Genomic DNA, 9,862 nt, shown 5'->3' on the forward strand with positions numbered 1-9,862 from the left:
CCCCGCCGATGGCCCTGGGATCCCCGGCGGCACTGACGATTCCACAGACGCGGCGCTGACCGCCGTCGAGCACCAGCTGAGCCTGCTCTGGCGGCGCGCGCGCTCGATCTCCCATCACCTCTCCCGCCAGGTCCACCCGGACATGGAACCGGCCGCCTACGGCCTGCTCTCTGTGATCCGCCGCCAAGGCTCCATCCGGCTGACCGAGCTGGCGTCCAGCATCGGCGTCGGGAAACCCTCGGTGAGCCGGCAGGTCGCGTTCCTCGAAAGCCTGGGCCTGGTTTCCAAGGAAGCCGATCCGCTGGACGGCCGCGCGCAGATGATCCGGCTGACGCCCATGGGCGAGGAGAGGATGCATGAAGTGCAGGACGCCCGGCGCGAAGTGTTCCGCGAACGGCTGGGCGAGTGGCCGACAGAGGAACTGCAGACCCTGTCCCGCTACATCGCCAAACTCAACGCCACCTATGAGCGTGACGGTTTCCCCCGGGACGAACCCCACTAGCGGGAAACCCGCCCGGCACGCAAAAGACCCCGGCACACCGCCGGGGTCTTTTGTCGAGTAGGGTGTCGGGGCTAGCGTGCCCCGGAGAGAAGGCCCTTGGCCAACTCGTCGTTGAGGTCGGAGTTGAGCTCACGGTCCAGGTCACGGCCGTAGCGCTGGGCAAACTCCTGCGGGACGGTGTCCGGAACTGCTACTCCCTCGGCGACGGCGACTCGGTCGCTGACTTCGCGGAGCATGATGGAGAGCGGAACATCGAGGGCCGAGCAGATCGAGGAGAGCAGCTCCGAGGAGGCTTCCTTCTGGCCGCGTTCCACTTCACTCAGGTAGCCCAGGGAAACGCGGGCACTGTGCGAGACTTCGCGGAGGGTACGGCCTTGGCGTTGGCGGACATCGCGCAGGACATCACCGATTTCGTGACGAAGTACAACCATCTTGCGCTCCTTCTGTTCGCTCTTAGCCTGATCGGCGAGGCCCACATCCTTCCAGCGGACAACGCCGTTAACGGATACGGGCTGCTTTACCATCTGTATCGCCTTGCTCCCTCTTTATGTCGAGCCCGCTGGTCACAGCGGACACTGATGATGCTTTCATCCTAGGCGCCTCCCTTATTCGGAAGCGACACAATGTAACAACTATTAGGAATCAAGTTTTGTTCCCGGCAACTTTACGCCCGGTAGCCTTTGGCTGCCAGAGCCTCCAGCAGGCGTTGCAGCGCCGCAGCGCAGGCCTGGCCGCGGATTTCCGGCCGGGTGCCCTCGAAGCTGTACCCGTACGACGTCGAGCCCTCCGCGGTGGCGACGCCAATGTAGACGGAGCCGACGTCCTTGCCGCCGTGCGGCTCAGGACCGGCGACGCCGGTGGTCGAGACGCCGATGTCGGCACCGCAGATCCTGCGCGCTCCCTCGGCCATGGCCTCTGCCACCTGGCCGTCGACGGCTCCGACAGTGTCCAGCAGTTCCCGGGGCACCCCCAGCACCTCGGCCTTGACGGTGTTCTGGTAGGACACCACACCGCCTTGGAGCATCCCGGACGCCCCGGGCGTGTCTGCCAGCACTGCGGCGACCATGCCGGCGGTGAGGGATTCAGCCGTAGCGACAGTCACGCCGAGGCCGATCGCCCCGGTGACGGCTTCTTCGGCCAGGTGATGCAGGTTGATCGAGCGGTGGAGACTGGTCATGGCTTGCCCTCCTGGATCTTCCGTTGCTGTGCCCGGATTCCGCTGGCGCGTAGCTTGACGGCCTCGATGACGTATTCGCCGCCGGTCCAGACGGTGATCGCGAGGGCCACCATCATGACCGCAAAGGCCACAACGCCGAGCCACGGCGCGATCGAGGCCAGCGGAAGGATGTACAGGAAGATCGCCACGGTCTGGATGACGGTCTTGAGTTTGCCGCCGCGCGACGCCGGGATCACGCCATAGCGGATAACAACGAAGCGCAGCGCTGTGACGCCCCATTCACGGACCAGGATGAGGATGGTGACCCACCAGGGCAGCTCCTGCAGCAGCGAGAGCATCACGAGGGCGGAGCCGATCAGCAGCTTGTCCGCGATCGGGTCGGCTATTTTGCCGAAGTCGGTGATGAGGCCGCGGCTGCGGGCGATGTCGCCGTCGAGCTTGTCCGTGTAGATGGCGACGGCGAAGGTCACCGCGGCAATCCAGCGCCAGACGCCGTTTTGGGCGACCAGACCGGGTGCGTCGAGCAGGAGGAACCAGACGAAGAACGGCACCATCACGATGCGCAGCATCGTCAGGATGTTGGGCAGGTTCCAGATCCGGGACGCGGATCCGGCGGTGTTTGCTTCGGCGCTAGTCACGTTCCTAGGCTACCGCCCGGTGAGCGACCAGGCGTCCTCGGAGCCGCCCTCGTCATCCCCGGAGCCCCCGTCGGCGCCGTCAGCCCCGTCGTAATACTGGGTGTTCTGTCCCCGCCGGTCCAGGTCGGCGGCGACGAGGTCCTCCGCGTAGCCGCCCTGGGCGATGTTCGCGTTGGCGTTTTCACTCAGTGCCGCGGTCTGGGAATCGGCGGCGGCAGGGACTTCCATGCCCTTCATCGCCGCGAGGACGGTGGCCAGGTCATCGGGCTTGACCAGGACGTCGCGGGCCTTGGAGCCCTCCGAGGGGCCCACCACGCCGCGGGATTCCAGCAGGTCCATGAGCCGGCCCGCCTTCGCGAAGCCGACCCGCAGCTTGCGCTGCAGCATCGAGGTGGAACCGAACTGGGTGGTGACCACAAGCTCGGTGGCCTGCAGCAGGACCTCGAGGTCGTCCCCGATGTCGTCGTCGATCTGCTTTTTCGGAGCTTCCGGGGCGACGTCGTCGCGGTAGACAGCCTTGAGCTGGCCCTTGACGTGCTCAACCACCTTGTGGATTTCCGATTCCGTGACCCAGGCGCCCTGGACGCGCATGGCCTTGGAAGCGCCCATCGGCAGGAACAGCGCGTCGCCCTGGCCGATCAGCTTCTCGGCGCCCGGCTGGTCCAGGACCACCCGGGAGTCGGTGACCGAGGACGTCGCGAAGGCCATCCGGGACGGCACGTTGGCCTTGATCAGGCCGGTGACGACGTCAACGGAGGGCCGCTGGGTGGCGAGCACGAGGTGGATGCCGGCCGCACGGGCCAGCTGGGTGATGCGGACGATCGAGTCCTCGACGTCGCGCGGAGCGACCATCATCAGGTCGGCGAGTTCGTCCACGATCACCAGCAGGTACGGGTACGGCCGGATGACCCGTTTGGAACCCTCCGGCGGGTGGACCTTGCCCGCGCGGACAGCCTTGTTGAAGTCGTCGATGTGCTTGAAGCCGTAGTTGGCGAGGTCGTCGTAGCGGGCGTCCATCTCGCGGACCACCCACTGCAGGGCCTCGGCGGCCTTCTTGGGGTTGGTGATGATCGGGGTGATCAGGTGCGGGACGCCCTCGTAGGCGGTGAGTTCCACGCGTTTGGGATCCACCATGACCATGCGGACCTCATCGGGGGTGGCGCGCATCAGGATGGACGTGATCATGGCGTTCACAAACGCCGACTTGCCGGCACCGGTGGCGCCCGCCACGAGAAGGTGCGGCATTTTGGCGAGGTTCGCGACGACGTAGCCGCCCTCGACGTCCTTGCCGACGCCGATCACCATGGGGTGCTCCGTCCGCCTGGCGTTTTGGCTGCGCAGCACATCGCCCAGCGACACGGTCTCGCGGTCCGTGTTGGGGATCTCGATGCCAATCGCGGACCGGCCGGGGATGGGGCTGAGGATGCGCACGTCCGAGCTGGCGACGGCATAGGAGATGTTCTTGGACAGCGCGGTGACGCGTTCCACCTTGGTGCCCGGGGAGAGCTCGATCTCGTAGCGGGTCACGGTGGGGCCGCGGCTGAATCCGGTGACCTGGGCCTCGACATTGAACTGGTTCAGGGTCTCGGTCAGCGAGGCGACAATCGCGTCGTTGGCCTCGGTGCGTTCCTTGGGAATGGATCCCGGGGTCAGGACGTCCGACGGCGGCAGCGTGTACGTCACGTCGCCGGCCAGGGACAGCTGTTCGGTGCGCTGCGGAATCGGGGTGGGCAGCGGTGCCGCTGCCACGGGATTGGACGGGACCTTCGCGGCGGCGGCCACGGCGGCGGCGCCGGGTGCCGGTGGGGCCGCATTCAGGGAACCGGCGGCGATCATGCCCGGGGTGACGAGCGGGATCGCCTCGGTGGCGTTCTCCCCCGCAGAAGCGCCAGTACTGCCTGCGGCGCTTCCCAGCCCCTGGGCTGCCTTGATCTTCTCGACGGCGAGCTCGGCCTGGGTGGGCCGGCGCACACCGGGGGCGACCGACTTGGCGCCGGTTTTTGCGCCACCGGCGACCCGGGCGGCCTCGGCTTCCTCGTCCGCAATGAGCGCCCGCTCGAACGCCTCGTCGCCGACGTAGCCGTCGAGTCCGGCTTCCTCGTCCTGGTCCCTGCCGAAGAGGCGGCGGCGCTTCTTCTTCGCCGGAGCCGGGGCGTCGCTTTCGTAAAGGTAGCTGCGGTCGTGGCCGTCGCCGTCGTGATCCTGGTCCTGGTCCTGCAGGTCGATGCCCATGAGGTGCTCGTAAGCGCCGCGCAGCCGGCCAGGGATGGCCCCGAAGGGCGTGGCGGTGACGATCAGCAGCGAGGTGAAGGCGAGCAGGCTGTAGACGGCCAGCGGGACGGCGGGGTGGATCGCGGCCAGCGGGGCCGCGGCGAGGTAGCCGAGCATACCGCCGGCGCGGCGCAGTCCGTCGAATCCCTCGGCGACGGTCGGTTCCCCGCCGATGACGTGGGCCAGGCCGGAGCCGGCGAAGGTCATGATCAGGAAGCCGATCCCGATCCGGTTGTTGCCGCGGCCGTCAACGGGCTGGCGGAACAGCCGGAAGGCGCAGACAATCAGCATGAGCGGCAGGAGCAGCGACATCCAGCCGAAGGTGCCGTTGACGATTCCGTAGACCATGTCCGGGAACCAGCCCTGGAAACCCCACCAGGCGAAGGTGGCGACGAAGACCCCGAGGGCGAGGTTGAACAGGGCTGCGCCGTCGCGGCGGTCCCCGGGGGCGAGGTCACTGACGTCGTAGCCGATCCGGCGGATTCCCGCACCGACGACGTGGGCAATGCCCAGCCAGGCGCCGGCCACAACCCGGACCAGCCAGGGCTGTTTGGGTTCGACGGCGGCCAGCTGGCGGGTGCGCGCAGTGCCTGTTGTTCCGGAGGGCTTGCTGGTTTTGGACGCAGCCGGGCCGGAGCCCCGGGCCGAAGAGCTGCCTGATTTACCGCTGGGGTTTCCTCTAGGCGCGGAGGAAGTACGTGTCGCCATACCCGCTACGGTACCCGACGCCGGGCCGAAAACCGCGGATTTCCGGGCCTGGGCGGGGTCCATGTTGCCGACTGGACACACAAAAACGGCCCTCCCGGTCCGCCGCAAAGCGGTAGCCTGCGGCAGGCCGGGAAGGCCGTCTGAGTGCGAAGCGCTGACGCCAGGGCTTACGCCTCCAGGACCACCGGAATGATCAGGGGCTTGCGGCGGAGCTTGCGGTTGACCCAGGTGCCGACCACACGGCGGACAACCTGCTGCAGTTGGTGCGTGGTGTGGTCCGAGCGGTTGAGCACGGCTTCTTCCAAAGCGGCGTTGATCTTGGGGATGATCTCGTCGAAGACGGAGTCGTCCTCGGCCACGCCGCGGGCGTGGATCTCGGGGCCGGAGACGACCTTGCCGGTGGCGCGGTGGATCACGGTGATGATGGAGATGAAGCCTTCATCGCCGAGGGTCTGGCGATCCTTCAGGTCTGCTTCGGTGACTTCGCCGACGCTGGAGCCGTCGACGTAGACGAAGCCGACTTCGACCTGGCCGACGATGTCGGCCTGGTGGTCGCGGAGGTCGATGACGGTGCCGTTGTCCGCGAGGAGGATGCTCTCTTCGGGGACACCGGAGTCCAGGGCGATCTTGCCGTTGGCGATCAGGTGGCGGGTTTCGCCGTGCACCGGCATCGCGTTGAGCGGCTCGAGGATGTTGTAGCAGTACAGCAGCTCGCCGGCGGCGGCGTGGCCGGAGACGTGCACCTTGGCGTTGCCCTTGTGGATGACGTCGGCGCCGAGCTTGAGCAGGCCGTTGATGATGCGGAAGACGGCGTTCTCGTTGCCCGGGATCAGGCTGGAGGCGAGGATGACGGTGTCGCCTTGGCCGACGACGACTCGGTGGTCACCGTTGGCCATGCGGGACAGGGCCGCCATCGGCTCGCCCTGGGAACCGGTGGACATCAGCACCACACGGTTGTCCGGCAGGTTGTCGATGTTCTTGATGTCGACCAGGATGCCAGGGGGTACGTCCAGGTAGCCGAGCTTCTCGGCGATTGCCATGTTGCGGACCATCGAGCGGCCGACGAAGGCAACCTTGCGGTTGTGGTTGGCCGCGGCGTCGAGGACTTGCTGGACGCGGTGCACATGCGAGGAGAAGGACGCGACGATCAGGCGTTTGGAGGCCTGGCCGAAGAGCCGGTCCAGGGTGGGACCAATTTCCTTCTCGGCAGTGGTGAAGCCCGGGACGTCGGCGTTCGTGGAGTCCGACATGAACAGGTCCACGCCTTCTTCGCCCAGCTTGGCGAAGTGGCGGAGGTCGGTGATCCGGCCGTCCAGCGGCAGCTGGTCCATCTTGAAGTCGCCGGTGTGCAGCACGGTGCCGCCGGACGTGCGGAGGAACACGGCAAGGGCGTCGGGGATCGAGTGGTTGACGGCCACGAATTCGCATTCGAAGGGGCCGAACTTCTGCACCTGGCCCTCGGTGACGGTCTGGGTGACGGGCTTGATCCGGTGTTCCAGCAGCTTCGCCTCGATGAGGGCCAGCGTCAGCCGGGAGCCCACCAGGGGAATGTCGGCGCGCAGGCGCAGCAGGTACGGGATGGCACCGATGTGGTCCTCGTGGCCGTGGGTCAGGACGACGGCGACGATGTCCTGGAGGCGGTCCTTGATGTAGGAGAAATCGGGCAGGATCAGGTCGACGCCGGGCTGGGTCTCCTCCGGGAAGAGGACGCCGCAGTCGACGATCAGCAGCTTGCCGTCGATTTCGAAGACGGTCATGTTGCGGCCGATCTCCCCCAGGCCACCGAGCGGAACGATCCGCAGGGTGTCCTTGAGCAGTTTCGGCGGCGTGACAAGGCCGGGAAGGGCGGTTTGGGTCATAATGCACTACTTTCCAGGCGGGTACCGGCCTGGTCTTTACTCATCAGAATCAAGCACCTGATCAGGAAAAGACCATTCCGGCTTCCGCCAAGTCCTCGCGGATAGTTTCGATCTCAGCTTCGTCCGGCTCCACGAGGGGCAAACGGACAACCGAGTTGGGCAGGACTCCCTGCCACTTAAGAACTTGCTTCGCAGCAACAGCACCCTGGATATGGGTCATTACTGCACGGACCACGGGGTCCAGTTCGAAATGTATGGTGCGGGCGGTGGCGAAATCGCCCGCAAGTGCGGCATCGATCATGGCGCGGAACTGCCGCGTCGCGACGTGCGCGGAGACGCTGACCAGCCCGGCGGCGCCGGCTGCCATCCACGGCAGGGTCAGTCCGTCGTCGCCCGAGTAGACGTCAAGGTCGGTGTTCGCGAGGACACGCGTGGTGGCGGCGAAGTCGGCCTTGGCGTCCTTGAGCGCAACAATGTTCCGGTGGTCCGCGAGCCGGATCATGGTTTCGGGCAGGATCGGCACGCAGGCCCGGCCGGGAATGTCGTAGACCATAACGGGAAGGTCGGCGGCGTCGGCGACGGCTTCAATGTGGGCCTGGATGCCGGCCTGGCTTGGCTTGTTGTAGTACGGGGTGACGATCAGCTGGCCGTGGGCCCCGGCCTTGGCAGCGCGCTTGGCCATCTCGATCGAGTGCGAGGTGTGGTTGGTGCCGGTCCCGGCGATCACCTTGGCGCGGTCCCCCACAGCTTCCACGATGACCCGGAACAGCTTTTCTTTCTCGTCGTCTTCCAGCGTGGAGGTCTCCCCCGTTGTCCCGGAGATGACGAGGGCGTCGTGGCCGTCGTCGACAAGCTTGTTGGCCAGCTCAGCGTTCTGCTGGTAATCGACCTCACCGTCGGACGTGAAAGGCGTGACCATGGCGGTTACGAGGGATCCGAACGTGTAAGAGCGAGCGCGAGAGTCAGCCATATGAAAAACGTTACCCTGTCCCCGGCGTGATGTGACAATGGCGGCGACGTGATGAAGATCAAACCCGGCCCCTTCGCCTCACCCGGGGGCCGGGTGTTGGGATGCCGGGGCCGTCCGCGTCAGGGCGGCACGCTCCTGGGCGTAGCGGTCCAGGACGTTGTATTGGAGGGTCGCGGTCAGCACCTCGGTCCCCGTTCCGGCCGCCTGCCGGATCACGAGTCCGTCTGGTCCCCAGAAGCCGCTCCCGCCGGCCGAAGGCCCACATTCAGTGGTGCCGCCGAGATTGGCCAGCACGGTGAACATCCGGTTGTCCATGGCCCGGGCACCCAGATGCAGGGCCAGCCGGTGGTCCTCGCCCGCAGCATAGAGGGCCGAGACCGCATAGAGGTCCGCCCCGGCCGCCGCCGCCTCGCCGGCATGGACGGGGCGCGCGGTGTCCAGGCAGATGGCCAGGGCGACCTTCCAGCCGTCCAGCGTCAGGACGGCGGTCTGGTCTCCGGCGCTGAACACCTGCCGCTCCGGTCCGTGGAGCCAGGCCTTGAAGCCGGTTCCAGTTCACCGCCGGGGTGCAGGGCGAGCGACGCCAGTCGCGGCGTACCGTCCGCTTCCCGGAAGGGGGCACCCACGACCGCAGTGATCCCGGTCCGCCGGCAGATTTCGCGGAGGCCGTCGAGTCGCCGGTCCTTGGCGGTCACCCACCGTCCCGGGTCCGCCATTCCGTCCAGGTCGTAGCCCGTCAGGGAGAGCTCGGGGAACACCACCAGGCGGGCGCCGTGGCTGTCCGCGTCCTCGATCAGGCGGATGTGTTCCGCGACGTTGGCGGGGATGCCGCCGTCGACGGCCGTGTACTGGATGGCGGAGAGCGTCAGCGCGGTGGTCACCCTGCCATCCTAGGCACCGCCGTTTCCAGCGGGCATGTTGTTCGGATACGGAAAGGGAAAGGTCAGACGGCCGGGGCACCACCCCCGGGCGGCGTGGTGCAGTAGCGACCCACCGCGGTTTCGCGCAGGGACTCGGCCCACGCCGCGAGCCGCTGGGCGGCCCGCACGTAGTGGAAGAGTTCGGTGGGAGTCAGCGATTCGAGGTCCGTCTCGGCGAGCCGGCGGGCCAGTTCCGCCCCCGGGGCCTGCGCGGAGAGGACCGTACCTTCCCGCTGCCACTGGATGTCCTCGGCCGATTCGCCGGCCACCAATTGCCGGAAGAGGAAATCCACGACGCCGGGACTTATCGCTTTGAGGACGCCGGACACCGGGTCCGGGCCGCACTGTCCCGGCCGGGTGGAGCGGCGCGTCCCGGATGCGGGGACGACGGGCTCTGGTGTGTTGTTCATGGCCCCATGGTATTCGAACATATATTCGAATACAAGGCCACGGCGGCCGCACAGTTTTCGGCAGGCTCCGCACAGCCGGATATGAGACGATCGAGACATGACCCCGCGCGGAATGGCTTCCCCATCCAGGACCGCCCGGGGCAGGAACAGGGGCAGGGGCAGGAACTCGGGAAACACGTCTGGAATCCGGCTGTCAGGTATTGACGCCGCCCGCGGATTGGCCCTCCTGGGCATGATGGCCACCCATGTGTTCCCCACCTTCGAGTCCAACGCCCAGCTCACACCCACCTGGGTGGGGCTCGTGTTTTCGGGACGCGCCTCGGCCCTCTTCGCCGTGCTGGCAGGGATCGGGCTGGCCCTGTCAACCGGCAAGCAGCAGCCGTTCCAGGGTCCGCAGCTGTGGGCGG

Annotated in this window: 11 protein-coding genes; 2 read left to right on the plus strand and 9 right to left on the minus strand. The window is 67.0% G+C overall.

Annotated features, from left to right (window positions below):
* On the plus strand, nucleotides 1-502 hold a 502-nt coding region (locus K789_RS0110700; protein WP_029704865.1), incomplete at its 5' end, for a MarR family winged helix-turn-helix transcriptional regulator.
* Between the two features lie 71 nt (nucleotides 503-573).
* Here the strand turns inward: K789_RS0110700 and K789_RS0110705 are convergent.
* From K789_RS0110705 to K789_RS0110740, 9 genes are all read right to left on the minus strand, one after another.
* On the minus strand, nucleotides 574-1,026 hold the full coding sequence (locus K789_RS0110705; RefSeq protein ID WP_024366758.1) for a helix-turn-helix domain-containing protein: 453 nt from the start codon (nucleotides 1,024-1,026) through the stop codon (nucleotides 574-576).
* A gap of 140 nt (nucleotides 1,027-1,166) precedes the next feature.
* A complete protein-coding gene (locus tag K789_RS0110710) occupies nucleotides 1,167-1,679 on the minus strand; it encodes a CinA family protein (RefSeq protein ID WP_024366759.1) in 513 nt (170 codons plus the stop codon).
* A complete protein-coding gene (gene pgsA / locus K789_RS0110715) occupies nucleotides 1,676-2,317 on the minus strand; it encodes a CDP-diacylglycerol--glycerol-3-phosphate 3-phosphatidyltransferase (protein ID WP_024366760.1) in 642 nt (213 codons plus the stop codon). Before pgsA ends, K789_RS0110710 begins: the two co-directional genes overlap by 4 nt.
* Nucleotides 2,318-2,326: 9 nt before the next feature.
* Nucleotides 2,327-5,296 carry an FtsK/SpoIIIE family DNA translocase gene (locus K789_RS0110720; RefSeq protein WP_024366761.1) on the minus strand — a complete coding sequence of 990 codons (2,970 nt, stop codon included), beginning with the start codon at nucleotides 5,294-5,296 and terminating at the stop codon, nucleotides 2,327-2,329.
* A 167-nt stretch (nucleotides 5,297-5,463) separates the two neighbouring features.
* Nucleotides 5,464-7,155, minus strand: coding sequence for a ribonuclease J (locus tag K789_RS0110725; protein ID WP_024366762.1), 1,692 nt, complete (start codon nucleotides 7,153-7,155; stop codon nucleotides 5,464-5,466).
* Nucleotides 7,156-7,216: 61 nt separating this feature from the next.
* Nucleotides 7,217-8,125, minus strand: a complete 909-nt coding sequence (dapA, locus tag K789_RS0110730; RefSeq protein ID WP_024366763.1) for a 4-hydroxy-tetrahydrodipicolinate synthase — start codon at nucleotides 8,123-8,125, stop codon at nucleotides 7,217-7,219.
* A gap of 78 nt (nucleotides 8,126-8,203) precedes the next feature.
* A complete protein-coding gene (locus K789_RS26445) occupies nucleotides 8,204-8,635 on the minus strand; it encodes a carbon-nitrogen hydrolase family protein (protein WP_272943963.1) in 432 nt (143 codons plus the stop codon).
* On the minus strand, nucleotides 8,602-9,006 hold the full coding sequence (locus K789_RS26450; RefSeq protein WP_272943964.1) for a carbon-nitrogen hydrolase family protein: 405 nt from the start codon (nucleotides 9,004-9,006) through the stop codon (nucleotides 8,602-8,604). The genes K789_RS26445 and K789_RS26450 overlap by 34 nt, the downstream gene beginning before the upstream one ends.
* Nucleotides 9,007-9,068: 62 nt before the next feature.
* Entirely contained in the window at nucleotides 9,069-9,455 is a 387-nt protein-coding gene (locus tag K789_RS0110740) for a hypothetical protein (RefSeq protein ID WP_237739573.1), read from the minus strand.
* A 97-nt stretch (nucleotides 9,456-9,552) separates the two neighbouring features.
* Between K789_RS0110740 and K789_RS24570 the strand changes: the two genes are divergently transcribed.
* Nucleotides 9,553-9,862, plus strand: a 310-nt coding sequence (locus K789_RS24570; protein ID WP_128081602.1) for a heparan-alpha-glucosaminide N-acetyltransferase domain-containing protein, incomplete at its 3' end; no start/stop codon positions are given.

It is taken from the genome of Arthrobacter sp. TB 26, from assembly GCF_000427315.1.
Taxonomy (GTDB): Bacteria; Actinomycetota; Actinomycetes; order Actinomycetales; family Micrococcaceae; genus Arthrobacter.

Excerpts from the sequence above, each read along its gene's own strand:
- K789_RS0110740 (WP_237739573.1), bottom strand. The coding sequence starts at position 9,455 with ATGAACAACACACCAGAGCCCGTCGTCCCCGCATCCGGGACGCGCCGC.
- K789_RS0110710 (WP_024366759.1), bottom strand. The coding sequence starts at position 1,679 with ATGACCAGTCTCCACCGCTCGATCAACCTGCATCACCTGGCCGAAGAA.
- K789_RS0110720 (WP_024366761.1), bottom strand. The coding sequence starts at position 5,296 with ATGGCGACACGTACTTCCTCCGCGCCTAGAGGAAACCCCAGCGGTAAA.
- K789_RS0110725 (WP_024366762.1), bottom strand. The coding sequence starts at position 7,155 with ATGACCCAAACCGCCCTTCCCGGCCTTGTCACGCCGCCGAAACTGCTC.
- K789_RS0110705 (WP_024366758.1), bottom strand. The coding sequence starts at position 1,026 with ATGGTAAAGCAGCCCGTATCCGTTAACGGCGTTGTCCGCTGGAAGGAT.
- dapA (WP_024366763.1), bottom strand. The coding sequence starts at position 8,125 with ATGGCTGACTCTCGCGCTCGCTCTTACACGTTCGGATCCCTCGTAACC.